The sequence below is a fragment of the Flavobacterium sp. genome (genome assembly GCF_044369455.1).
Lineage (GTDB): Bacteria > Bacteroidota > Bacteroidia > Flavobacteriales > Flavobacteriaceae > Flavobacterium.
In genome coordinates, this window is the sequence record NZ_JBIPLW010000005.1 from 95,209 (window position 1) to 119,209 (window position 24,001).

Here is a 24,001-nt window from a genome sequence, read left to right on the forward strand (position 1 = left end):
TTATGGAATTTATAATTTCTACTCATATTTGATTTTTTTCAAAAATAGAAAAAATAGTTTATGTTATATTTAGAACCACGCGAAAGGATTCGCGCGGGAGCGGGGGATTACTCAAAGCAGACAGTATCAAAAAAAAAGACTAACTATACAGCTCCCCTTTTTACTTTAAATTTTAATTATTTATTGATTTACAATTGGTTAAATAATTGATTTTTGTTCATCACTAACTTTGAAACATTCCCATTATATTGCTAACTTTGGGAAAATATATAAAATTTAACCATGAAAACTAAATCCCTATTTCTTTTCACTTGTATAATCATATTAACTTCCTTTAAATCTATTCAAGCTATTAATGAAGACCCAATATATAAGGTTACAATTTTTAGATGGTCTAAAAGTATAAAGGGTGTGGAGCAAAAAAGATTTGCTACAATTAATCAAGATGGTTCTATAGTCATCGATGAACAAATTTTTAAAAAAAAACTTACTATAAAATCATTAAATGTAGCTATTGATAATTTTATTAAGACTGAAAAAATAGTAAAAGTAGGAGCTAATAATGACCCTCCCAGAGTTGCTATTGTTCCTAAAAATGGTGAACTCACTATAAGCATTGCCATTATAAAATTAAAAGATTTTAATAATGAAAAAGAGTTTGAAAATAAATCGCAATACATTTACAATAAAATAGAAAAATCATCCGACCAAGATATTTATATTTATAAATATTTAGACTTGGATGATTTGAAGGTTTTGAAAGAAGCAATAGAATAACTATTTTATAAATAGTCCTTTTAATACTTCCAAAATACTGAATTTTCCAAAAAGACTGAGTAACGCCATCATAATAAAAAGCGCACCAGCCACATATCCTTTTATATTTGTGCTGTAAAAGGGTGCAGGCTTCTTATAAGTACTATATATAAAATATATACCAATACCTATAGAGATTACAACTAACAAAAAATTATAAAAATTATCCATATATGATTATCTTCTGTCGGTTGCTTTTAAGCCATCATCTTTTACATTGTCAATATACCAACCATTTGCTGCTTTAAAGGTTGCATTTTGTGCTGCGTCAGAGACAGGTATTGTTTTATCTATAATTCCATCTGAGACTTTACCTGCACCAATTGAACCTGCTTTTATAAGTCCTTTTGCAGCATTTCCAGAAGTAAAGTCTCGTGCTGCTGACATACCAGTACCAATGTCATCCATAGTATCGCCAATTTTATATGCTTCTACTCCAAATGCAACAGCAGCAGGATTACCTGTTAATGCTCCTACAATCGCTATTGCAATACCTCCTCCTTTTACATAATTACTGCCATCAGCCATAGCGTCTCCCATATTTCCAAGCATATCCATTAGTATTTCTCCTGAAAACTCATATTCTGGTGAGGGAGATGATGTCGCTATTTCTCCTGAAACTTTTGCTTCTGCTATTGCGGTAGGATTAGCGTGGTCTGGAGCTGTTTTTTCTATACCATTACTACTATCAACCCATTTTCCATTTGGTTTCATAGTAACAGTACTGCCATTTATACTTGTATGAACATTATTTGTTACCCCGTCTGAATAGTCGCTATAACCAGCATTTATTGCCTGTTCTCTTGATGTTATATCACTTCTCCAATTCCATTGTCCATCTCCTGTATTAACCCAATCATTATTTGCCTGCATCCCATCAGGGTCGATAAAATAAACAGGATTGTTTAAACAATATGTATATGGAGAGAAACGTCTAGAAGTTTCCGCGAGCGGGTCAACATTCATCCATCTACCTAATGCTGGATCATAATTCCTCGCTCCATAGTCGTACATGTTAAGCCCCAACTCGTCTTGGTACTCTTTACCGTTGTACTTATACTTATAATCAATTCTACTTAATGACGATACTTGTACAATTCTTTTACCAAACTCACTAGGATCTACAGCTTCGCCTATAATGGGTTCAACGTATTCTTTGTTACCTGAGTTGTATTTGGTATGCTTCAGACCAAAAGGATAGTAATGGTTTTCTTCCAATATTTTAAGACCGTTGTCAATTTTATCCAAACTATAACTAACACGAATATTGCCTAAATGGTCGGTGTAATTATAAACATAATTAAATTTTTGTTGATTCCCTTCAGAACATTCAATACAAATGCTCACATTTACAAAACCCTCAGCATGTGGAAAAAAGTTAAGCTTTTCATTAGTATACTGATACCCGTCTAAATAATCCGTTACAGTCTCAATTCCTCCTTGTGTCACTTTCTTGCTTTTCTTTTGCCCTAATGCATCATAAAGATATTCTATTTTATCTCCTGTTCCAAAATTTATTTGGGTTGGTAAGTTTAAATGATTGTAAAAAATAGTACTAATGTTTTTGTTATCGTCTCGAATCATATTACCATTAGCATCATACTCATAATCAGCATTCCCTGCATTTAAATCTTTAAACCCTTTTGGGTTATTGGTACCATCCGTAACACTCATCAACTGATTTTTTAGGTTACTATCATAGGTATACGCTAAATCATCAATCACTATAACGCCAAGATAATTAGAATCAAAATCACCATTGCGTTTTAAACTTTGAATGTTGCCGTTTTTGTCATAATCCATTTGTTCGTTATACATATGAGTCACAGCATTACCTAAATCAGGTTTCTGATAAAATGAATTAATTAATCGGTTCAAATTGTCATACTGATAACCGTATTTTCTTTTAACATCATCAGTGCTAGTACGCCAAAAGGTTTAGCTTCGCTCCGTTCGCCCTTTGGGCTCGGGTCAGAGATATTTCCGTTATATTTTTTTAGGAGCGGCACTCTTATCTTTCTCATTATGTAACCTCCCGCTGTCCGCGCTACACGGTAGCTTGCTTCCAACGGGGCTAGAGATTGCGTTTTTCTTTCTTTAACAAAAAAACTACAAAATGACTTTTGTAGTTTTTACATTGTTGTGGGCACGGATTGCAAATCCGCGCTATCGGGGTCCTTTATTTTTTTGACAACCTGTCTGCCGACAGGCAGATGCTGTAATGCGTTTATAATAATGTATTTTTGATTTAATCGTGTAAATAGGTCAACCCAACCAACTGTTGTTATTTTTATGAAATAGGCGTCTTCTGTTGAGGTTGCTTTATACTTTGTTGACATTCTAAATGCTTTACTCAAATATAATAAAAAAACTACAAACATGACATTTGTAGTTTTTTAAATTGTTGTGGGCACGGAATGCAATTCCGCGCTATCGGGTTAAAATTGTTTTTTCCATAATTTAATATATTAAATAAAACCACCCAGTTAGGGTGGTTTTTTAAATAACTATTTTACCAACAGTCCTTAAAAAAGGAGTAAGTGTGTCTTAAATTTTCAGCGGTCTTACCATCCTTATCGTAAAAGTAAATTTTCTTTTTACCTTTTTTTAATATCCATGTCTTTAATGTGTTATCACTGTAAAGAGTATCTATTTTACTTCCTTTTTTTACCAAAAAAGCATAGTTATAATCTTCAAAATATGTTGATGTAGTGTCGTTTATAGTTTTAATATCATTAATAAACCCACTACTACTGATTGATAATTTTGCATGTTCATCTTGATAGCTCCAAAATATTTTCTCATCTACAGAATAGGGTTGAGTTCTTATTGACCCCATAAACTTTATTACAAGTACTTCGTTATTCTTATCCTTGGATAATGAAATATTTTTTCCTGTATCGCACGAGTAGAAGGATAGACAATAACATGTTATTATAAGGCTATTTAAAATTTTATTTTTCATAATATCATAATCTTTTATTTGACAATACGTTCTGCGTGGGAACACTAACACCTCTATGGTTTAAACGAGGATTTTCTTTTAATTGAATGTTTATCTGCGTCGATAAAGTGGTAGCTTTTGCCTCTTCTTGATTTTTAAAATATGGGGATTTACTTTGACTTGATTTATCTTCTTTACGTTTAAAATAAGAAGATGGGTCGGTAAAAAAGCCAAAAGCGTGACCCATTTCATGCCCAAATAATGATGTAGGAGAGTTTATCTTGGCTGTTTTTGCAAATTTACCCGTTGCTAATTGTTGTTGCAGAACATCACTTTTTGAGTCTTTTACATCATCAAATAAAACTCCATTCTTATTGTCAAAATAAATAGTCCCTATGTTATTGTATGCACTTGCGGAATTATTATTTCTATCCTTGAACGCCCTACCAGAACCAAAATTAGAGCCACAATCCTCACATGATTTAGCAACAGACAGCTCTTTCTCACTATTCATTATTCCATCCATAATATTAACAGTTTCACCATCAACTTCTATATTTGATGCTTGATAAACTGCATCTAAAGCTTTTAATGCATCTGCTAAAAAAGGCGAATCTATTTTAGAATAATCTCTATCTTTTTGATATTCATATCTCTGATGCTCTTTACTGCCTTCTCCGTAATATATCTCGATGTAATTGCCGTCAGGGTCAATAAAATAATTTGGATTATTCAAAGCGTATGAATATGGAGATACAGGGTAATAATTCTCTGCCAAAGCATCCATGTTATTCATTCTTCCTATATCTGGCATTTGTCCCCTCGCCCCGAAGTCATACCAGTTAAGCCCCAGCTCGTCTTGGTACTCCTTGCCATTGTACTTATACTTATAATCAATTCTACTTAATGACGATACTTGTACAATTCTTTTACCAAACTCACTAGGATCTACAGCTTCGCCTATAATGGGTTCAACGTATTCTTTGTTACCTGAGTTGTATTTGGTATGCTTCAGACCAAAAGGATAGTAATGGTTTTCTTCCAATATTTTAAGACCGTTGTCAATTTTATCCAAACTATAACTAACACGAATATTGCCTAAATGGTCGGTGTAATTATAAACATAATTAAATTTTTGTTGATTCCCTTCAGAACATTCACTACAAATGCTCACATTTACAAAACCCTCAGCATGAGGAAAGAAACTAAGCTTTTCATTAGTATACTGATACCCGTCTAAATAATCCGTTACAGTCTCAATTCCTCCTTGTGTCACTTTCTTGCTTTTCTTTTGCCCAGTAGCATCATAAAGATAATCAATTTTATCTCCTGTTGTAAAATTTATTTGGGTGGGTAAGTTTAAATGATTGTAAAAAATAGTGCTAATATTTTTGTTGTCGTCTCGAATCATATTTCCATTAGCATCATACTCATAATCAGCATTCCCTACATTTAAATCTTTAAACCCTTTTGGGTTATTGGTACCATCCGTAACACTCATCAACTGATTTTTTAGGTTACTATCATAGGTATACGCTAAATCATCAATTACTATAACGCCAAGATAATTAGAATCAAAATCACCATTGCGTTTTAAACTTTGAATGTTGCCGTTTTTGTCATAATCCATTTGTTCGTTATACATATTGGTAATGGGATTACTCAAAGCAGGTTTATTTAAATATATTAAAAAAATTCCGCAAAGTCAGGAGACATTTGCGCAGCATTTCTAAGGAACTCTTTGTGGAGCTGGGTTTTTTAATTTTTATTTAGAAGGTACGCGAAAGGATTCGCGCACCAGCGTGGGGGTTGTAATAAAAAAGGAGTTCAAATTGAACTCCTTTTTTATTTAATATTCCAATAATTCCAATAGTATTTTATCAAACCGCTCTTTCGGCAAATACTGATCTTCTAAAGCTTTTACAAACGGAATAGCACTTTCTAAACTTCCTACTCTTCTAACTGGTGCATCTAAATGTTCAAAACACTGCTCCATAATCATTGCTGAAATATCGCTAGCAACACCACCAAATAGCGTATCTTCTTGAAGAATAATTACTTTATTCGTTTTCTTTACGGATGCAAAAATAGCTTCGGTATCTAACGGTTGTAGCGTTCGTAAATCTAATAAATCCGCACTAATATTGGAGTGTTTGCTTAATGTTTCCAATGCCCAATGCACACCAGCGCCAAATGAAATAATGGTTACTTGCGTTCCTTCTTTTAACAATGCCGCTTTTCCAAACGGAATGGTATAATAATCGGAAGGCACGTCTTGATATACCGAACGATACAATTGTTTGTGTTCAAAAAACATCACTGGATTTGGGTCGTTAATTGCCGTATTCAGCAATCCTTTGACATCATAGGGAAACGCGGGATACACCACTTTCAATCCCGGAGTTTTGGTAAACCACGCTTCATTGGTTTGTGAGTGAAAAGGACCGGCTTGTGTGCCACCACCGCAAGGCATTCGCACCACAACGTCGGCTTTTTCGTTCCAACGATAATACTGTTTGGCTAATAAATTCACAATCGGATTAAATCCAGTAGAAACAAAATCGGCAAACTGCATTTCTACAACCGCTTTACAGCCATTGATAGATAATCCCATTCCAGCAGAAACCACAGCGCTTTCACAAATTGGCGTATTGCGAACACGCTCTTTTCCAAACTGTGCTACAAAACCATCGGTAATCTTAAAGGCTCCGCCATATTCGGCTATGTCTTGACCCATAATAACAAGGTTGTCATGTCGCTCCATCGATTGACGTAACGCATGCGATATAGCATCAACCACTCTAATATTCTCTACTCTATCTGACGGAGTAACTTCCTCAAAATCATACGGTTTATAAACATCACCTAATTCTTCTTCTAAACTAGCAACTACTTCAGGTTCTGCTTGGGTAATGGCCCAATGTTCGTCTATTTCTTTCTTAATGGCTTTGGTTATCTTAGCATCTTCTTCTTCCGAAAGTACACTCACTTGAAGTAGCCATTCTTTATAATTTGAAATCGGGTCTTTAATTGCCCATAAATCCATCAATTCTTGCGGAACATATTTGGTCCCACTCGCCTCTTCATGCCCTCGCATTCTAAAGGTTTTAAACTCTAATAAAACAGGTCTAGGGATTTCAATCATGGATGCTTTAAGTTCCACAATTTTTGTAAATACCTCTAAAATATTATTTCCGTCAATGATGTGGCTTTCCATTCCGTAACCAACGCCTTTATCAGCCAGATTTTCACAACGGTATTGTTCGTTGGTTGGAGTCGATAAACCATAACCATTGTTTTCAATTACAAATAAAACAGGCAAATCCCATACTGCAGCAATATTTAAGGCTTCGTGAAAATCACCTTCCGAAGTAGCGCCTTCACCCGTAAAAACTGCGGTTACTTTTCCGTTCTTCTTAAGTTTATTGGCTAATGCAATTCCATCAGCAACTCCCATTTGTGGTCCTAAATGTGAGATCATTCCGATGATATTAAACTCTTGGGTGCCAAAGTGAAAACTTCGGTCTCTACCTTTGGTAAAACCGGTTTTCTTTCCCTGCCATTGCGAAAATAGCCGGTGCAACGGAATGTCTCTCCCTGTAAAAACCCCAAGATTTCGATGCATCGGCAAGATATATTCGTCCTTATCTAAAGCAGCTGTTATTCCCACAGAAATCGCTTCCTGACCAATGCCTGAAAACCATTTAGATACTTTTCCTTGACGCAAAAGGATGAGCATCTTTTCTTCGATAAGTCTCGGTTTTAGTAATTTTTTATATAAATCCAATAACTGAATATTGGATAATTCTTTTCTATCGAAATTCATCTGTACATTTTTATGTCCCGCAAAAATATAAAAATAGGTTGTCAAGTTTATGTTTTATTTCACTATTATATCGATGTAGTTTAGATTCTTAAATACTTTCAATTTCTATCCCATGTAGCCCAAACTCAAATCCCTAAAATTGTTACTGATGTACAACTGACAATGAATAAATTTTATAGTGAACAATTCGTTAAAGATAGCATTCGTATTCTTCGCCCAATTCATTATCCGACAATAACAAAATAAAGAGAACACTGCCGGAGCGTTCTTGAACAAAAGATTAGTAGAATTAGGCGTAATCAAATAGATTTAAACTCCAAATTCTAAAATACCAACTGATTAATTCTTAATGCAACGAACCGATATGCCTGTTTTGTTTCGAATAGAGCTTCGAGTAGCTGAATTGCCAAGATCAATATTATAACTATAAGCAGTACTGCTACTTGATGCTGTAGCACTCCACCAATAGGCAACTTCTCCTAATCTTTTAAAAGGTTGATCCGCTGGAGTATAGGTTAACGTTAAATAACTATATCCCGAAGGTAGCGCACTAAAACCTGATTGGTTTGTTGCTCCTTGCGTTAGATTAGACCATAACGGTACAGGATTTTTTAATTTTGGACCGGCAACATTGTAACCTCCTAAAAAAGTTATTAATGAAGACCATTCTGAATCGGTAGGAATATGCCAACCTATAGGAGCTAACCCTCTTGGGTCATTAACGGCATACCAATTATATAATTTACCATACGTGGTTCCGTTTGCAGTATCGTCAGCATAATAACACCAAGCACCTGTAGTCAATGCATCCCATTGTGCGATATCGGTTACCTGCGGAATAACATCACCGTTTCTATACTTACTAACATTGAGATTTTCTTTCATCCATTGTTTTCCATTGATAACAATACTTGAATACGAATTTCCATCAGTATCTATAACACCACCACCATTTGTATACAACTGATTCAATGAAGTAAATGTTAATTCATCGCCATAAAAAGTTCCATCAGAAGTTGTTGCATAAGCTTTAACATAATAGGTTGTATTTTGAGAAAGTGGTAAGTCACTTGAAAAAGTTCCTTTTTCTATGTCATAATTTGATTCAATAGTATGTGGACCACTAATTGATGGATTTGCCGAAGTACTATAACATATACCATAAGCAGAAACCGAAGTTAAGAACGAAGATCCAAAAGTTCCAAAAACTTTGGCAGACTGATGACCTACATTAGTAACAGAGGATGTTTTTACTTTAAATGTATTTTGAATAACACCACCATTGGAATCATCATTACTATTACAAGCAACCAACAATGCACAAAAAAATGTGAGGGCAATAAAATTTTTCATAAACGTTAAATTTCTTATAAAGCAAATATAATAAAAACTTGCAGTTACAAAATATAGGCATAGCAAAATAAGTGAAGCAATCAAAACTAGTTGTGATAGGCTTCTACGAATTTATGGCTAGTAGCACTGAAAAGCTTTTTATTGATAAATTATCCGCTCCACATTTTAAGATAAAGATATTCCAAATTTTATCCTTGCATAATTTTGGAATTTGGAATTTGTTTTTTGTAATTTTACTCTCTTATGGATTTACAAGACCAATTAAAAAAATTGTTTCCCGATCATCAACCTTCTAACGAACCTAAAGTTGCTGAAGAACAAGAGCACGTTCTTTTTATTCAATCAGCACCCATGATTTGCAAATACGAAAAACGAAAAGGCAAAGCCATAACCATCATAGAAGGCTACGAAGGCAGTGATGACGATTTTAAACTACTAGCAAAAGAACTAAAAACCAAACTTAGCGTGGGCGGCACTTTCAAAGATAGTTCCATTATCATTCAAGGCGATTACCGAGATAAAATAATGAACCTTCTAAAAGACAAAGGGTTTAAAACAAAACGTGTTGGAGGATAAATCTCTTGTTCAGTTGGCAGTGACAGTTAGCAGTAAAAAATCAAATTAACAAATACACAAATAACCAAATGATTAAATCATCCGAATTAATACTAAACCCAGATGGTAGTGTCTATCACTTAAATCTAAAACCCGAACATATTGCTCACGACATTATTTTTGTAGGTGATCAGAATCGGGTTGAAAAAATAACGCAATTTTTTGATAGCATCGAATTCTCTGCCCAAAAACGTGAATTTAAAACCCAAACCGGAACCTATAAAGGCAAAAAAATCACTGTAATGTCTACCGGAATTGGTCCCGACAATATTGATATTACCATGAACGAATTGGATGCTTTAGTCAATATCGATTTAGAAACTCGCGAGCCAAAAGAAAGGTTAACTTCACTAAACATTGTCCGAATCGGAACTTCGGGTTCCTTGCAAGAAGACATTCCGGTAGATAGCTTTGTAATGGGCGAATACGGCCTTGGATTAGACAATATGCTTCGCTCCTACTTAATTGATGATATTTCCGAGGCAGCCATGGAAGCGGCCTTTATCAAACACACCAATTGGGATTTGAAAAAAGGAACTCCATACATCATTGCGTGTTCAGAAACCCTAAAAAACAAATTCGATAGCGACAAAATTTATAAAGGAATTACCGGAACTGCTGGCGGATTCTATGGTCCACAAGGAAGAGTGTTGCGTCTAGAAATTCAAGACCCTGAATTGAATAGCAAGATGGATAGTTTTAAATTTAATGATGTTCGAATGGCCAATCTCGAAATGGAGACTTCGGCTATTTATGGTTTAGGAAAATTGTTAGGTCACAACTGTTTGTCCTTAAACGCCATTATCGCGAATCGTGCCAACGGAACTTTTAGTGACGATCCGTATAAAGCGGTTGATGCCCTAATTCAATATACTTTAGGGAAATTAGCTGAGTAACTACTTTGAAAATGGAACAACGGATTGATGAATTTATGTTGGTTTTAAACAAGCTCGACGTTTTAGCCTCAACAAATTCTTTTAGAGATTTTGAACTGAAACCAAGTGAAACTAAATGGTCTAAAAAAGAAATTTTAGGTCATTTGATCGATTCCGCCATTAATAATTTGCAAAGGTTTACTGAAATTCAGTATACCGAAAAACCATTTGCCATTAGGACATATCATCAAGATGAATTGGTTAAAGCCAATGATTATCAGAATAAAGACATTCTTGATTTATTGCATTTATTAATTGAATTGAACAAGCATATCGTCTATTTGGTTCACAATCAAACTGAGGAAAGTTTGAAATATGAAATCATACTTCCAAACCAAACAATTACAAATTTAAAATGGGTAATTGAAGATTATTTCAATCATTTTTACCATCATATAAAACAAATAGATCTACAATGAACTTCATTTTAGAAACCGACCGACTTCTACTCCGTCCATTAGAACTCTCTGATGCCGTCGACATGTTTGCTATGGATAACAATCCAGAAGTGCATAAATACCTATGGCAAAATCCAACACAAACTGTTGACGAAATCATTAAAACGATTGAATATGTTCAAATGCAGTATGAAAGAAATAAAATTGGACGTTTTGCAACAATCCTAAAAGAAACAGGCGAATTCATTGGTTGGACCGGGATTAAATTTGTCGATGATCATACCGAAAACGGAAATTCCAATTTCTATGATTATGGCTATCGATTAAATCAAAAATTCTGGGGCAAAGGCTACGCAACCGAGGCATCTATTGCTTGGCTAGACTATGGTTTTAACCAAATGAATATCGAAAAAATGAATGCCTATACCCATTCTCAAAATGGTGCATCCAATCATATTCTACAAAAAGTGGGTATGAATTTTATGGAAGATTATTTAGATAAAGAGGGCGTGATATGGAAATGGTGGCAACTGGAGAATCCAAAAAGAAAATAGAGAATAGACAAAGAGATATTAGACAAAATTAAAAATCAGAAAAAGTCTATCATCTCTAATCACTCAGTCTATCATCCAAAAACTAAAAACATGAAAACAATACGAATACTTGGAGTTCCAGAGCATTTCAACTTACCCTGGCAAATGTGCATCGAAAACGGAGAGTTTGAGGAGATTGGCATTGATTTGCAATGGACCGACATTCCGGAAGGAACAGGTAAAATGTGTCAAATGCTTCGGGATAGTGAAACCGACATGGCAGTTATTTTAACTGAAGGAATCGTAAAAGATATCGTTGCAGGAAATGATTGTTCCATTGTGCAGGTTTATGTTGAAAGTCCACTGATTTGGGGAATTCACGTTGCAGCGAACTCTAAACACCATTCATTGCCTGATTTAGAAAACACCAAAGTGGCGATTTCACGTTATGGTTCGGGTTCTCATTTGATGGCCTATGTTAATGCTCAAAATCAAAAATGGACTATTGACAATCTGCAATTTGAAATCGTAAATACCATTGATGGTGCTGTAGAAGCCTTAACAAATGGTGCTGCCGATTATTTTATGTGGGAACGTTTCATGACCAAACCTTTGGTTGATAAAGGAATATTTAGACGCATTGCCGATTGCCCAACACCTTGGCCGTGTTTCGTAATTGCAGTTCGAAATGAGTTTCTGGAATCGAGTAAACAAACTGTAGCACTTATTTTAGAAACGATAAATAATACCACTATCGAATTCAAAGACATTCCCAGTATCGACCGCACTTTGGCATCCAAATACAATCAAAAATTAGAAGATATACAAGAATGGTTGTCGCGTACCAAATGGTCACAAAAACCTATGGATGAAAAAGTGTTAAACAATATCCAAAATCAATTATTTGACCTAAAAATAATAGATAAAAAAGGTACTTTTGCTGAAATAGTAAAAGCTATTTAGCTTTTATCAAAGGCACTATGATAAAATTAGGAAATCTTACTTATCAAGAACTTAAAGAGAAATTTAGGATAAAAAGTCCATGGGACATGATTATCATTTTTGTCTTAAGTATTCTACTTACTATTCCTGTTTTCATTATTGCACATCAAAACTTTATCACACTCGATTGGGCGCATTATGTAGATAGAATTGTATTATTTATTGTCATACTTATTGCCTTTCTGTTACTTTTAAGAGCTTTAAGAAGAGTAACATTGATTTCGGTTATTATCTATTTTATAATCTTAGGTTTCGGAACATTATCTGGTAAATATGGTTTTCAAAGTATTTTTGAAGATTATCGTTCGATGATATACACTATGAATGACGAGGCCTACCCTCAAGATATTATAATCACCAAGTTGTTGCCTTTTCCAAATAAATCAAAAATTTTAGATGCCGTTGAATATCAAAATCCGAAAATTAGAAATTTTGCTTTAATGTCAATTAACAACCATTTTAAGAATGTAAAAGGTTATTATGAAAATTGGACTATTATACAATCGTTTGCTATTTTTAAAGAAATTAATAGCCGATGGAATTATGTGAGTGACCCAAAAGGACACGATTATATTGCCAAAGCAACCGAATCGCTTCGCTATCTTTCTGGTGATTGCGACGATCATTCCATTTTTATGGCAGCCTGTATAAAATCTATTGGTGGCACTACCCGATTAATTCATACCAAAGGGCACATCTATCCGGAGTTATTAATTGGAACCAAAAAAAATCTTGATCATATTAATTTTTTAATAAAAAAGGTGTTATTCCCAAATGAAAGTAAAAACAAACCCATCAACTATCATATAGATGAGCGAGGTAATATTTGGCTCAACTTAGATTATACTGCAAAATATCCGGGTGGTCCTTTTATGAATGAAGAGATTTTAGGTGCACTCACTTTAGATTAAAGTTGAAAAACTACTAAAAACTTATTGCTTATTACTAATTACAAATTACTAATTTATTTCTATATTCGTTTCCAATAAAACAAGCTGTAATGAAAAAGTTATATTGTCTATTCCTCATGCTACCAATAGCCCTATACGCTCAGGAAAATACCAATACTGTTCTTCAAAATAAGAAGAATGAGTTCCGTGTAGATATTTTGTCGGCTCTAGTTTATACCAAAGCAAGTTTGAGTTATGAACGCTTTTTTGGAAAAGATTTTTCAACGGGTTTTAATGTGAACTTTTCGAATAGCAACAAGCTTAATGAAGATTTTGATAATGGTTACCGAAACAATGTTCCTAAATTTGAATTTAATCCTTATTTGAGATACGCACTATCGAAAAGTAAATCGCGTTATTATTTTGCAGAGATTTTTGGTTCCTATAACGGAGGCGATTTTAAAGAGATTGTTAGGGTATCTGGCATGGCGCAACCCGATTATTATACTACCAAAAAATCAAAATATACTGATTTTGGCTTGGGTGGAAGCTTAGGATACAAAATGTATTTTAAAAATAGTATTGCCGTAGAATTCATTGTCGGATTTGGATCAAACCTTACCAATCGTGACAAGAGTCCAGATGTAATTTCAAGAGTTGGTTTAAATTTAGGATATCGATTTTAATAAAAATAAAGATGAAAAAAGTACACTATACAATTTTAATTCTAGTTGCATTTTTAGTAACTAATTGCGATACCAATGATGATGGTTTCTACAATAATGTATTTATAGAAGTTCCTAATTTAGTAACAATTGAATCTCCAACTACAACGTATTCAGTTGGTCAAAAGTTATATGTTTCATCTCAGTTTCCAAGAATTTTGAATGATGGTGCACTGATAGATATCTATCAAACAACAGGAGCAAATGAATTTGTATTTTCCTATGTTATAGAGAAACAAATAAATGCTACAGAATGGGAAGTAGTAACTGTAAATGACAGTCAGTTAGACATAGTAAAAGGAAATGCTCAAAATGGTTCTTATGTATATGCTACCTGTCAATATAACACGGTGTCAGGTCTCTATGAATACCGTGTTGGGTTTCCATTATTATCAACAGGAACGTATCGTATGAGTTTTGGTTATAATAGTGATTCTGTAAACTCTGTTGAATTGCGTTCTTTGAGTCCAGCTACACGATTGATTTTAAACATTAATTCAACGATAACAGGTCTTAACCCAAGTGGCTATTATAATTTTACTGTAAACTAAATTTACCAGTTAATTTCTTTTTTTCCGAAACTTTTTAAGTACTCATTCGTTTTACTAAAATGTTTGTTTCCAAACCACAAACCGCGATTAGCACTTAATGGTGATGGATGTCCAGTTTCTAAAATATAATGCTTGTTTCTATTAATTTTTGCTCCTTTCTTTTTTGCAAATCCACCCCAAAGAAGAAATACTATACCCTCATTTTCCTCTGATATTATCTGAATAACGGAATCTGTAAACGTTTCCCAACCTTTATTTTGATGGCTACCCGCTTGACTTTCTCTAACAGTTAACGTAGCATTGAGCAATAAAACGCCTTGATCAGCCCAACGTTCCAAATTACCCGATAATGGGATGGGCAACTCTAAATCGCTCTGAATTTCTTTAAAAATATTAATTAATGAAGGTGGAAAAGCAATGCCGTCATTTACAGAAAAACACAATCCGTTGGCTTGCCCCAAACCATGATACGGATCTTGTCCGATGATCACCACTTTTACATTATCAAACGGGCAATGATTAAAGGCTGCAAAGATTTCGTTTTCATGTGGGTAACATCTATTTGTTGCGTATTCATTCAAAACAAAAGAGTGCAACTTTTCAAAATAAGGTTTTACAAACTCATTTGAAAGCACCTTTTTCCAAGAAGAATGAATTTGGGTAAACATCTCATAAAATTTTATCAAAAATACCATTTTCTATTGCAATATGGAAGGCAACCTTTGTAACTTTGAACCATAGATACTGATTTAATGATATCGATTACCACTAAAACATTACAAGATTTAGAATTTAACACCGTTTTGCAAACCATTTCAGATACATGTAATACTGAAATCGGAAAACAAAAAGCATTACAAATTGTTCCATTTAGCCATAAGGAAAATTTAATGAATGCCTTGCTACAAACGTCTGAATATCTGTCCTCTTTTACCAATAACAATGCTATTCCCAATCACGGTTTCGATACGCTGACTAATGATTTAAAATTTCTTGCTATAGAAGATAGTTTCTTAGAAGTTGGAAGTTTCAGAAAAATTGCCACACTTTCCGAAACCGTAAATGTGCTGCTATTATTCTTTAAAAAATTTATTAATTATTATCCAAAGCTAAACGAAAGAGCAACTCAAGTAGAATATACCAAATACATCATTCAAAAAATAGATGAAATTGTAGATAAATATGGTGAAATCAAAGACAATGCTTCACCCGATTTAATTAACATTCGCAGGGATATGAGTGTGGTTCGTGGCAAAGTCAATCAAAGCTTTGGACAAGCCATGAGTCAATACAATTCACTAGGTTATTTAGATGAAATTAAAGAAAGTTTTGTTGAAAATCGTAGGGTTTTAGCGGTTTTAGCAATGTACAGACGAAAAGTAAAAGGTTCTATTTTAGGCAGTTCAAAGACAGGAAGCATCGCTTATATCGAACCCGAAGCAACCCTACGTTATTCAAGAGAATTGAGTAATTTAGAATATGAAGAACGAGAGGAAATAACACGAATTCTAAAGAAATTGTCTAATGATATTCGACCCTTTCTAGAATTATTAAAACAGTATCAAGAGTTTCTTAGTGATATTGATGTGGTGGCAGCCAAAGCGAAATATGCTCGCAAAATCAATGCGGTTTTACCATCAATTACAACCGAAAAAGAAATGTATTTTAGAGATGCCTTCCATCCTATTTTGTATTTAAATAATCTAGAAAAAAAAGAAAAAACGTTTCCGCAAACCATTGAATTAAAAAATGAAAACCGCATTATTGTCATTTCTGGACCCAATGCAGGTGGAAAAACAATCTCTTTAAAAACGGTTGGCTTACTGCAATTGATGCTTCAATGTGGGATTTTAATTCCAGTGCATGAACGCAGCAAAACGTTTTTATTTGACAGAATTCTAACCGATATTGGAGACAATCAATCTATTGAAAATCATTTAAGTACCTACAGTTATCGGTTAAAGAACATGAATTACTTTTTAAAAAAATGTAATGCTAAAACGTTGTTTCTAATTGATGAATTTGGTACAGGTTCAGATCCAGAATTAGGTGGTGCTTTGGCTGAAATTTTTCTAGAAGAGTTTTACCATAGAGAAGCTTTCGGAATAATCACAACACATTATTCTAATTTAAAAATATTAGCCAACGAATTACCCTTTGCTAGTAATGCCAATATGCTTTTTGACGAAAAGTCATTAGAACCCATGTATAAGTTGATTTTAGGACAAGCAGGAAGTTCATTTACTTTTGAAGTGGCTCAGAAAAACGGAATTCCGTTCGGATTAATTAATCGCGCCAAAAAGAAAATAGAAGGTGGAAAAGTGCGTTTTGACAAAACCATTGCCACACTCCAGAAAGAGCGCTCTAAACTAGAAAAAACGTCGCTAAACCTGAAGGAAGAAGAAACCAAAGCGCGTGAAGAAGGAAAAAAAATGGAATCAATTAATGTGAAAATTCAGGAAAAGTTAGAGCGTTATCAGGAATTGTTTGATGCTAATCAGCGCTTAATATATATGGGACAAAAGATTGATGGTATTTCAGAAAAGTACTTTAATAACAAAGATAAAAAAGTGCTTATTGGTGAATTCTTAAAAATAGTTGAAATAGAAAACTCTAAACGTACAAAAGCGACAGTAAAAGAACGCGTTGCAAAAGAAATCATCAAAAAGAAAGTTATTGAAGAAGTTCAAGTAAAGGTTGAAGAAATAAGAGAAGTAAAAAAAGAGAAAAAAGTAAAAGCACAAAAAGCCGAAGCCGATAAACCAAAAGTGGCTTTAAAAATTGGAGATCGGGTCCGAATGATTGACGGAAAAGCAATCGGCACTATAGATAAGATTGAAAAGAATAAAGCTGTGGTGAATTATGGTGTTTTTACTTCAAAAGTAAACGTAGAACAATTGGAATATGTTCAAGCAAAATAATACTGAAATAAATTCAGCATAAATATGGAAATTTCAGATTTACCAAAAGACAAAAAAATAATTCTCTTTGATGGGGTTTGCAATCTTTGCAATGCGTCTGTTCAATACGTAATTAAACATGATGAAAAAGATGTGTTTCGATTTGTGTCACTGCAATCGGAATTGGGACAAAAAATTCAGAAACATATTGGAATAGCAGATAAAAATATTGATAGTGTTGTTTTGTATCTACCTGGAATAGCATATTATTATAAATCGACTGCTGTAATTGAAATCACAAAATCACTACAAGGAATTTTTAATTATGGGCTCCTGTTTAAGATTTTGCCAACACCATTACGAGACATCGTTTATGATTATATAGCAAAGAATCGTTTCAAATGGTTTGGTAAAAACGATAGCTGTATGATTCCAACACCCGAATTGAAAGCTAAATTTTTAGAATAAATAAATTAATCCTCTTTCTCCCATTTTCCAACTACAGATGTAGCAAGCGCATTGCCTAAAACATTAGTAGCGCTTCTAAACATATCGCAAAAATGGTCAATAGGCAGAATTAAAGCGATACCTTCAATTGGGATTTTAAACATCCCGCAAGTGGCGGCAACAACAACCAAACTGGCCCTTGGAACACCTGCAATACCTTTGCTGGTAAGCATCAACACCAAAAGCATAGTCATTTGTGTACCAAAATCAAGTTGCACTCCGTAGGCTTGTGCAATAAAGATACTGGCAAAAGTCATGTACATCATACTTCCGTCAAGGTTAAACGAATAGCCCAAGGGCAACATGAACGAAACGATTTTATCCTTAACACCAAACCGTTCTAATTCTTCTGTTAATTTTGGAAAAACCGCTTCTGAACTCGTAGTACCAAATGCGATAATTAGCGGACTAACAATATGTTTTAATAAGGTAGTCATTCTGCTTTTTAAGAAAATATAACCTACTAATAATAGTACAAACCAAAGTGTCGAAATGCCAACTAAAAAAGAACCAAAGAACTTGGCATAGGTCAGTAATAATTCATTTAAATCTCGAATAGCAAATACGCCGGCTATAGCTCCAAATACTCCAATTGGCGCAAACTTCATCACATAGTTTACCATTTTTAATACAATATGCGACGTTTTATCTAAAGCATTCACTACAGGTTTAGCATAATCACCTATAGATGCAGCGGCTAATCCAAAAAAGATAGAAAAAATTACAATTTGTAAAATTTCATTAGTTGCCATAGCTTCTACGATACTTTTTGGAATGATGTGTTCTACAAAATTCTGAGCCGAAAATCCTTCTGTTTTTTCGACCACTTCGGAAGCGGTTGATACGTCTAACTTTCCTAGTTCTAAACCAAATCCGGGTTGCAATGTATTTACCCAGAACATTCCAATTAATAATGAAATAAACGAAGCTGTAAAAAACCAACCCATCGCCTTTCCTCCTATTCTTCCAACGGATTTGATATCGCCTAATTTTGCAATTCCAACTACTAATGTTGTAAAAACCAAAGGAGAAATAATCATTTGCACTAAGCGAATGAAAATAGTAGCCAACATTTTAATATAGCCACTAAACTCTTTTGCACCAGTTTCGGAGTAATTGTTGTGAATAAAAATTCCCAAAAGTGCTCCAAGAAACATTGCAATAAGTATTTGCACCGTAAGGTTACTGAAGAAAGATTTTTTTTTGGTTTGATGATTTTCGTTTGTGTTCATAATAAGTTGAATTTGTTTTAGCTCCGACCTGTCTGCCGACAGGCAGGTAGAAGTGGAAAGCATTGTTACGAAAAATTCTATTTTTTCTTGACTAAAAACTGCGACCTAAGGAAGCAGGTTTTAGATTATTGAAAAAAAGAATTATACAAACAACCATGTAACGCACAGCTGTAATAGCTTCTAAAAATTTGGATTATAGGTTTTACTTAATAAATAAAAATCGGCCAATACTAATGCAGCCATAGCTTCTACAATGGGAACCGCACGTGGCACCACGCAAGGATCGTGTCTTCCTTTGCCTTGTTGTTCTAACAATTTACTTTCATTGGTTAATACTTCTTGCTTTTGAATTAAAGTAGCCACCGGTTTGAAAGCTACTCGGAAATAAATATCCATTCCATTGGAGATTCCGCCTTGAATACCGCCAGAAAGGTTGGTTTTGGTTGTTCCATCTTCGTTGTATAAATCGTTGTGTTCGCTACCTTTCATCTTGGCGCCACAAAATCCGCTTCCAAATTCAAAGCCCTTTACTGCATTAATAGAAAGCATGGCTTTTCCTAATTCGGCATGCAATTTATCAAAAACAGGTTCGCCTAATCCGATGGGAACATTTTGCAAAACACAGGTAATCGTACCACCAACAGTATCGCCTTCTTTTCGAATTTCTTTGATGTAGTTTTCCATTTTTTCAGCAGTGTCTACATCTGGGCAACGAATGGCGTTGGTTTCTGTTAACGAAAAATCTAATTCTTGGTATGGTTTGTCGATAAATAGTTCACCAACAGATGAAACAAAAGCATTGATTTTAATGTTTGGCAACATTTGTTTAGCAATGGCTCCAGCAACTACTCTACAAGCAGTCTCTCGAGCTGAACTTCTACCACCGCCGCGATAGTCCCGAATTCCGTATTTTTTCTCATATACATAATCAGCATGACTCGGTCGATAATTATCTTTACTATGGGAGTAATCATCAGACTTTTGGTTGGTGTTTGGAATGATAAAACCTATTGGTGTTCCGGTTGTTTTGCCTTCAAATAATCCGGATAAAAATTGTACTTCATCTTCTTCTTTTCGTTGGGTAACTATAGAAGATTGCCCTGGTTTTCGGCGTTGCATTTCGGTTTGAATAGCCATAAAATCAAGTGAGATTCCAGCCGGACACCCATCTATGATTCCGCCTAATGCTTCTCCGTGAGATTCACCGAAAGTAGTGAGTTTAAAAAGAGTTCCGTAGCTATTACCAGCCATATGTTTTTTTTTACTTTGTATAATTCGTCTCAACTTCAGGCCGAGACTCAGGTTAACAAATATAGAGTTTAAGTTGAAAGTAGTAAAGCCAAATATCAAAAAGTTAACATTGAGACTATTAATTATTGAAATTTAATAACATTTTCTTTTAATTGATTTAAACTATAGTTTATTAATTTGTAAAACGCTATAATTGATTTATTTTGAAAAAAAGAAACTTAGATGTAGTAGTCATTTCTGATGTTCACTTAGGTACTTTTGGATCACATGCTAAAGAACTAAGCTACTATTTATCCACAATAAAACCGAAGATTTTAGTGTTAAACGGAGACATCATCGACATTTGGCAATTTAGAAAATCGTATTTCCCAAAATCACATTTAAAAGTCATAAAGAAAATTATTGACCTAGCATCTAAAGGCACTAAAGTATATTATATTACTGGAAATCATGACGAAATGCTACGCAAATTTAGTGATTCGAGTATTGGTAATATTACTATTTTAGATAAGCTTGTTCTGGATTTAGATTATAAGAAGGCTTGGATTTTTCATGGAGATGTATTTGATGCATCGGTACAACATTCAAAATGGATAGCCAAATTGGGTGGTTATGGATATGACTATTTAATACTGACTAATCGATTTATGAATTGGTGTTTAAAAAAACTCGGAAAAGAACCTTACTCCTTTTCCAAGAAAATAAAAGCCAGCGTTAAATCGGCAGTAAAATTTATATCAGATTTTGAAACTACGGCCACCGACTTGGCCATTGAAAAAGACTATGACTATGTCATTTGTGGGCATATTCATGAACCCAAAATTATAAAGAAAGAAAACAAAAATGGTTCGACTTTATATTTGAATTCAGGAGATTGGGTTGAAAACCTCACCGCATTAGAATACAACAACAGACGATGGAAATTGTATCGATATGAAGACCATACGGAGCGTGAAGAAGAAGATTTATTTGAGATGGAAGATTATATCAGTCAGCAACTTATCGCATCGATAATTTTTACAAAAGAAAAATAAGTAATAACTGATTATTTTGGTCAGAAATTATATAATAAATTTGTACTATTATATAAGTATAATGGCATTATTTTTGTCAACTTTGCCAAAAATAATTTAATAATCAAAAAATGAAAAAAATCATTTTATCTGCTTTTATGCTAATTGGATTAGCGTTTAGCGCTCAGGCTCAGGACATTTCGAAGAATGCATTAGGACTTCGTTTAGGAGACAACGATGGTTTTGGAGGAGAAGTTTCTTATCAAAGAGGTTTGTCTAAAAACAATCGTTTAGAATTGGATTTAGGTTGGAGAAACAGTAATGATGTCGATGCCTTAAAAATAGTTGGTTTATACCAATGGGTATGGAACATTGATGGGGGTTTCAATTGGTATGCAGGTATTGGAGCTGGTTTAGGAAGCTGGAGTTATAATGGACCAGGCAATTCTGATCCAGATGGAGGAACATTCCTTTTAGCTGCTGGTGATATTGGAATCGAATATAATTTTAAAGAAGCTCCAATACAATTGTCTTTAGACTTCAGACCTGAATTATACTTTGGTGATAACAGAAGTGATTTTGATAATTACGATCGTTTCGGACCGGACATCGCTCTTGGTATTCGTTACCGATTTTAATAAATAACGACATAACTAAAATCCCGTCATAAAAGATCGGGATTTTTTATTTAATAACAATTGGTTTCTTCGAGTTGACTTTTACTACCGTATAGGGATATTTTGTGGTGTCGTCTATTGCGGTTTCTTCTATGTTCTTTTGAGAATCTTTAAGAAATACTTCTATTTGAGTTGCAGTTTCTATTACTTTTTCAATCTTCATCCTATTGTAAGGTTCTTTCGTTGGTCCGGTATTTAAAATCAAGAAACTGCTTTCGTTGATATCTTTTGGTTTAATCAATTTAGCTAAATTTTCGTCTCCTAATAGCATTTTTATTTCTTTGGACTCCGTCAATACTTCGTAAAATTTTATATTGGCGCCTCCATCATTATTTACAATCAATACTTCAAATAGAGTTTGGTTTGCAACATTCTTGGTTGATGTACAAGCAAGAAACATGGTAATTAATACTAAAGAAAGGAATTTTCTCATTTGGAATTTTGTATTGCTCGTTGGTATAAATTCTCATATAAAGGGAGAATGTTTTTGATATCGAATTGTTGTGCAACTCCTAATGCTTTTCCCTTAAACTGAGCCAAAGTAGCCTCGTCAGAAAGTATTTTTATAGCATTAGCAGCCATGTCTTCTATATCACCTACATTGCTCAAATATCCCGATACTCCATTAAAATTAACTTCGGGCAAACCACCTGAATTACTCGATATTACAGGGACACTCCAAGCCATGGCTTCGAGAGCTGCTAAACCAAAACTTTCTGTTTCTGATGGGAGCAAAAACAAATCAGAATAGGATAATATTTGATCTATTTCGTGGCTATTTCCGAAGAAAATAACTTTGTCTTGTATGCCTAATTGTTCACAAAGTTGTTCTGCATTAGCTTTTTCTGGACCGTTACCAACCATCATCAATTTGGATGGAATTTTTTGTTGAATTTTATCAAATATTCTAATAATATCTGGAATGCGTTTTACTTTTCTAAAGTTACTGATATGGGTTACTATGCGTTCATTCTTATTAGCCATTACCGAACGTTGACAGGAAATTAAACTTTCATTACGTATTTTATCCAATTCGATAAAGTTAGGGATAACATGTATTTCTTTTTTGATATTGAACAGTTTAATAGTATCGTCTTTTAAACTTTGAGAAACCGAAGTTACAATATCAGATTTATTAATGCTAAAATTGACAGCAGTTTTATAAAACGGATGATTTCCAACTAAAGTGATGTCTGTTCCGTGAAGTGTGGTTACCATGGGTAGATTGATGCCTTCGTCTTTGAGCATTTGTTTTGCCATATATCCCGCATAGGCATGTGGTATGGCATAATGCACATGCAACAATTCTATTTTATAGAGTTTGACCATATCAACCAACTTGCTTGATAATGCCAGTTCATAGGGTTGATAGTGAAACAAAGGATATTCGGGTACATTCACTTCATGATAATGCACATTGGAGTTCAATAGCGCCAAACGCACCGGTTGCCGGTAGGTAATAAAATGTATCTCATGACCTCGATGAGCCAGTTCAAGCCCTAACTCGGTTGCTACTACTCCACTACCTCCGAAAGTCGGATAGCATACAATGGCTATTTTCATGATATTTTTTTGTTGCTACGAATTTAAGAAAAATAGAAACGAAAAACTTTAAATCAATGTTAAAGATTATTTCGCAATAATCGCTTCTTGAATTCCTGTTGGAAAAAATAGTCTAAAAATAGTTTTCAAAAGAAAACGAATATATCTAATAAATAAGGGAGTTTCTTTGCCCTACCGCTACTTAGCGAATGTTTTTGCTTAGCTTTACTAAATATTATATTTTTTTTACCATTTATTTTTCATTAAGATAAAAATTCTTGCGAAAGAAAA

At 34.0% G+C, this 24,001-nt stretch carries 23 protein-coding genes and 1 pseudogene; 13 read left to right on the plus strand and 11 right to left on the minus strand.

All coding sequences use genetic code 11. The features are described from left to right. Nucleotides 1–282: 282 nt before the first annotated feature. Nucleotides 283–777 carry a hypothetical protein gene (locus ACIQ2L_RS06505; protein ID WP_396157337.1) on the plus strand — a complete coding sequence of 165 codons (495 nt, stop codon included), beginning with the start codon at nt 283–285 and terminating at the stop codon, nt 775–777. A gap of 216 nt (nt 778–993) precedes the next feature. Here ACIQ2L_RS06505 and ACIQ2L_RS06510 read toward each other — a convergent pair whose 3' ends face one another. From ACIQ2L_RS06510 to ACIQ2L_RS06535, 6 genes and pseudogenes are all read right to left on the minus strand, one after another. Beyond that, a complete protein-coding gene (locus tag ACIQ2L_RS06510) occupies nt 994–2,694 on the minus strand; it encodes an RHS repeat domain-containing protein (RefSeq protein WP_396157338.1) in 1,701 nt (566 codons plus the stop codon). A gap of 335 nt (nt 2,695–3,029) precedes the next feature. Then, nucleotides 3,030–3,155, minus strand: a pseudogene (locus ACIQ2L_RS06515) (transposase); the annotation flags it as partial. A 173-nt stretch (nt 3,156–3,328) separates the two neighbouring features. Next, nucleotides 3,329–3,781 carry a hypothetical protein gene (locus ACIQ2L_RS06520; RefSeq protein ID WP_396157339.1) on the minus strand — a complete coding sequence of 151 codons (453 nt, stop codon included), beginning with the start codon at nt 3,779–3,781 and terminating at the stop codon, nt 3,329–3,331. 4 nt (nt 3,782–3,785) lie between these two features. Next, nucleotides 3,786–5,426: an RHS repeat domain-containing protein gene (locus tag ACIQ2L_RS06525; RefSeq protein ID WP_396157340.1), complete on the minus strand. Its 1,641-nt coding sequence runs from the start codon at nt 5,424–5,426 to the stop codon at nt 3,786–3,788. A gap of 183 nt (nt 5,427–5,609) precedes the next feature. Further along, nucleotides 5,610–7,586 carry a thiamine pyrophosphate-dependent enzyme gene (locus tag ACIQ2L_RS06530; protein WP_396157341.1) on the minus strand — a complete coding sequence of 659 codons (1,977 nt, stop codon included), beginning with the start codon at nt 7,584–7,586 and terminating at the stop codon, nt 5,610–5,612. Nucleotides 7,587–7,925: 339 nt separating this feature from the next. After that, nucleotides 7,926–8,939, minus strand: coding sequence for a fibrobacter succinogenes major paralogous domain-containing protein (locus ACIQ2L_RS06535; protein ID WP_396157342.1), 1,014 nt, complete (start codon nt 8,937–8,939; stop codon nt 7,926–7,928). A gap of 243 nt (nt 8,940–9,182) precedes the next feature. Here ACIQ2L_RS06535 and ACIQ2L_RS06540 point away from each other — a divergent pair, with 243 nt between their 5' ends. The 8 genes from ACIQ2L_RS06540 (at nt 9,183) to ACIQ2L_RS06575 (ending at nt 14,588) form a co-directional block, all read left to right on the plus strand. Next, entirely contained in the window at nt 9,183–9,515 is a 333-nt protein-coding gene (locus ACIQ2L_RS06540) for a translation initiation factor (protein ID WP_396157343.1), read from the plus strand. Between the two features lie 68 nt (nt 9,516–9,583). Continuing rightward, a complete protein-coding gene (locus tag ACIQ2L_RS06545) occupies nt 9,584–10,450 on the plus strand; it encodes a nucleoside phosphorylase (RefSeq protein ID WP_396157344.1) in 867 nt (288 codons plus the stop codon). Between the two features lie 11 nt (nt 10,451–10,461). Then, nucleotides 10,462–10,908: a DinB family protein gene (locus ACIQ2L_RS06550; RefSeq protein WP_396157345.1), complete on the plus strand. Its 447-nt coding sequence runs from the start codon at nt 10,462–10,464 to the stop codon at nt 10,906–10,908. Beyond that, nucleotides 10,905–11,441 (plus strand): GNAT family N-acetyltransferase, encoded by a 537-nt coding sequence (locus tag ACIQ2L_RS06555; RefSeq protein WP_396157346.1) that lies wholly within the window; start codon nt 10,905–10,907, stop codon nt 11,439–11,441. Before ACIQ2L_RS06550 ends, ACIQ2L_RS06555 begins: the two co-directional genes overlap by 4 nt. 90 nt (nt 11,442–11,531) lie before the next feature. Further along, entirely contained in the window at nt 11,532–12,383 is an 852-nt protein-coding gene (locus ACIQ2L_RS06560; RefSeq protein WP_396157347.1) for a substrate-binding domain-containing protein, read from the plus strand. 17 nt (nt 12,384–12,400) lie between these two features. Continuing rightward, nucleotides 12,401–13,333, plus strand: coding sequence for a transglutaminase (locus ACIQ2L_RS06565; RefSeq protein ID WP_396157348.1), 933 nt, complete (start codon nt 12,401–12,403; stop codon nt 13,331–13,333). An 89-nt stretch (nt 13,334–13,422) separates the two neighbouring features. Then, nucleotides 13,423–13,998, plus strand: coding sequence for a hypothetical protein (locus tag ACIQ2L_RS06570; protein WP_396157349.1), 576 nt, complete (start codon nt 13,423–13,425; stop codon nt 13,996–13,998). Nucleotides 13,999–14,009: 11 nt separating this feature from the next. Beyond that, nucleotides 14,010–14,588, plus strand: a complete 579-nt coding sequence (locus ACIQ2L_RS06575) for a hypothetical protein (protein WP_396157350.1) — start codon at nt 14,010–14,012, stop codon at nt 14,586–14,588. 2 nt (nt 14,589–14,590) lie between these two features. On the opposite strand, the gene ACIQ2L_RS06580 is transcribed toward ACIQ2L_RS06575, so the two are convergent. After that, the gene (locus tag ACIQ2L_RS06580; RefSeq protein WP_396157351.1) at nt 14,591–15,256 is read right to left on the minus strand and encodes a uracil-DNA glycosylase; all 666 of its coding nucleotides are present in this window, start codon (nt 15,254–15,256) and stop codon (nt 14,591–14,593) included. An 84-nt stretch (nt 15,257–15,340) separates the two neighbouring features. Here ACIQ2L_RS06580 and ACIQ2L_RS06585 point away from each other — a divergent pair, with 84 nt between their 5' ends. Together ACIQ2L_RS06585 and ACIQ2L_RS06590 are read left to right on the plus strand one after the other, a co-directional pair. Continuing rightward, nucleotides 15,341–17,509, plus strand: coding sequence for a DNA mismatch repair protein MutS (locus ACIQ2L_RS06585; protein ID WP_396157352.1), 2,169 nt, complete (start codon nt 15,341–15,343; stop codon nt 17,507–17,509). 24 nt (nt 17,510–17,533) lie between these two features. Beyond that, nucleotides 17,534–17,956, plus strand: coding sequence for a thiol-disulfide oxidoreductase DCC family protein (locus ACIQ2L_RS06590; protein WP_396157353.1), 423 nt, complete (start codon nt 17,534–17,536; stop codon nt 17,954–17,956). A 5-nt stretch (nt 17,957–17,961) separates the two neighbouring features. Here the strand turns inward: ACIQ2L_RS06590 and ACIQ2L_RS06595 are convergent, their stop codons facing one another. Then, complete coding sequence (locus tag ACIQ2L_RS06595; protein WP_396157354.1) at nt 17,962–19,227, minus strand: dicarboxylate/amino acid:cation symporter; 1,266 nt, start codon at nt 19,225–19,227, stop codon at nt 17,962–17,964. 180 nt (nt 19,228–19,407) lie between these two features. Beyond that, the gene (aroC, locus tag ACIQ2L_RS06600) at nt 19,408–20,478 is read right to left on the minus strand and encodes a chorismate synthase (RefSeq protein ID WP_396157355.1); all 1,071 of its coding nucleotides are present in this window, start codon (nt 20,476–20,478) and stop codon (nt 19,408–19,410) included. Between the two features lie 203 nt (nt 20,479–20,681). Between aroC and ACIQ2L_RS06605 the strand changes: the two genes are divergently transcribed. Together ACIQ2L_RS06605 and ACIQ2L_RS06610 are read left to right on the plus strand one after the other, a co-directional pair. Next, complete coding sequence (locus tag ACIQ2L_RS06605) at nt 20,682–21,512, plus strand: UDP-2,3-diacylglucosamine diphosphatase (RefSeq protein ID WP_396157356.1); 831 nt, start codon at nt 20,682–20,684, stop codon at nt 21,510–21,512. A gap of 110 nt (nt 21,513–21,622) precedes the next feature. Next, a complete protein-coding gene (locus ACIQ2L_RS06610) occupies nt 21,623–22,129 on the plus strand; it encodes an outer membrane protein (protein ID WP_396157357.1) in 507 nt (168 codons plus the stop codon). A 46-nt stretch (nt 22,130–22,175) separates the two neighbouring features. Here the strand turns inward: ACIQ2L_RS06610 and ACIQ2L_RS06615 are convergent, their stop codons facing one another. Together ACIQ2L_RS06615 and bshA are read right to left on the minus strand one after the other, a co-directional pair. Continuing rightward, nucleotides 22,176–22,601 (minus strand): hypothetical protein, encoded by a 426-nt coding sequence (locus ACIQ2L_RS06615; protein WP_396157358.1) that lies wholly within the window; start codon nt 22,599–22,601, stop codon nt 22,176–22,178. After that, the gene (gene bshA / locus ACIQ2L_RS06620; protein WP_396157359.1) at nt 22,598–23,731 is read right to left on the minus strand and encodes an N-acetyl-alpha-D-glucosaminyl L-malate synthase BshA; all 1,134 of its coding nucleotides are present in this window, start codon (nt 23,729–23,731) and stop codon (nt 22,598–22,600) included. Before bshA ends, ACIQ2L_RS06615 begins: the two co-directional genes overlap by 4 nt. Between the last annotated feature and the right edge of the window lie 270 nt (nt 23,732–24,001).

Coding starts and splice junctions, on each gene's coding strand:
- ACIQ2L_RS06590 (WP_396157353.1), top strand. CDS start 17,534: ATGGAAATTTCAGATTTACCAAAAGACAAAAAAATAATTCTCTTTGAT.
- ACIQ2L_RS06580 (WP_396157351.1), bottom strand. CDS start 15,256: ATGTTTACCCAAATTCATTCTTCTTGGAAAAAGGTGCTTTCAAATGAG.
- ACIQ2L_RS06540 (WP_396157343.1), top strand. CDS start 9,183: ATGGATTTACAAGACCAATTAAAAAAATTGTTTCCCGATCATCAACCT.
- ACIQ2L_RS06575 (WP_396157350.1), top strand. CDS start 14,010: ATGAAAAAAGTACACTATACAATTTTAATTCTAGTTGCATTTTTAGTA.
- ACIQ2L_RS06560 (WP_396157347.1), top strand. CDS start 11,532: ATGAAAACAATACGAATACTTGGAGTTCCAGAGCATTTCAACTTACCC.
- ACIQ2L_RS06585 (WP_396157352.1), top strand. CDS start 15,341: ATGATATCGATTACCACTAAAACATTACAAGATTTAGAATTTAACACC.
- ACIQ2L_RS06570 (WP_396157349.1), top strand. CDS start 13,423: ATGAAAAAGTTATATTGTCTATTCCTCATGCTACCAATAGCCCTATAC.
- ACIQ2L_RS06535 (WP_396157342.1), bottom strand. CDS start 8,939: ATGAAAAATTTTATTGCCCTCACATTTTTTTGTGCATTGTTGGTTGCT.
- ACIQ2L_RS06505 (WP_396157337.1), top strand. CDS start 283: ATGAAAACTAAATCCCTATTTCTTTTCACTTGTATAATCATATTAACT.
- ACIQ2L_RS06550 (WP_396157345.1), top strand. CDS start 10,462: ATGGAACAACGGATTGATGAATTTATGTTGGTTTTAAACAAGCTCGAC.
- ACIQ2L_RS06610 (WP_396157357.1), top strand. CDS start 21,623: ATGAAAAAAATCATTTTATCTGCTTTTATGCTAATTGGATTAGCGTTT.
- ACIQ2L_RS06530 (WP_396157341.1), bottom strand. CDS start 7,586: ATGAATTTCGATAGAAAAGAATTATCCAATATTCAGTTATTGGATTTA.
- ACIQ2L_RS06565 (WP_396157348.1), top strand. CDS start 12,401: ATGATAAAATTAGGAAATCTTACTTATCAAGAACTTAAAGAGAAATTT.
- ACIQ2L_RS06615 (WP_396157358.1), bottom strand. CDS start 22,601: ATGAGAAAATTCCTTTCTTTAGTATTAATTACCATGTTTCTTGCTTGT.
- ACIQ2L_RS06545 (WP_396157344.1), top strand. CDS start 9,584: ATGATTAAATCATCCGAATTAATACTAAACCCAGATGGTAGTGTCTAT.
- ACIQ2L_RS06595 (WP_396157354.1), bottom strand. CDS start 19,227: ATGAACACAAACGAAAATCATCAAACCAAAAAAAAATCTTTCTTCAGT.
- ACIQ2L_RS06555 (WP_396157346.1), top strand. CDS start 10,905: ATGAACTTCATTTTAGAAACCGACCGACTTCTACTCCGTCCATTAGAA.
- aroC (WP_396157355.1), bottom strand. CDS start 20,478: ATGGCTGGTAATAGCTACGGAACTCTTTTTAAACTCACTACTTTCGGT.
- ACIQ2L_RS06520 (WP_396157339.1), bottom strand. CDS start 3,781: ATGAAAAATAAAATTTTAAATAGCCTTATAATAACATGTTATTGTCTA.
- bshA (WP_396157359.1), bottom strand. CDS start 23,731: ATGAAAATAGCCATTGTATGCTATCCGACTTTCGGAGGTAGTGGAGTA.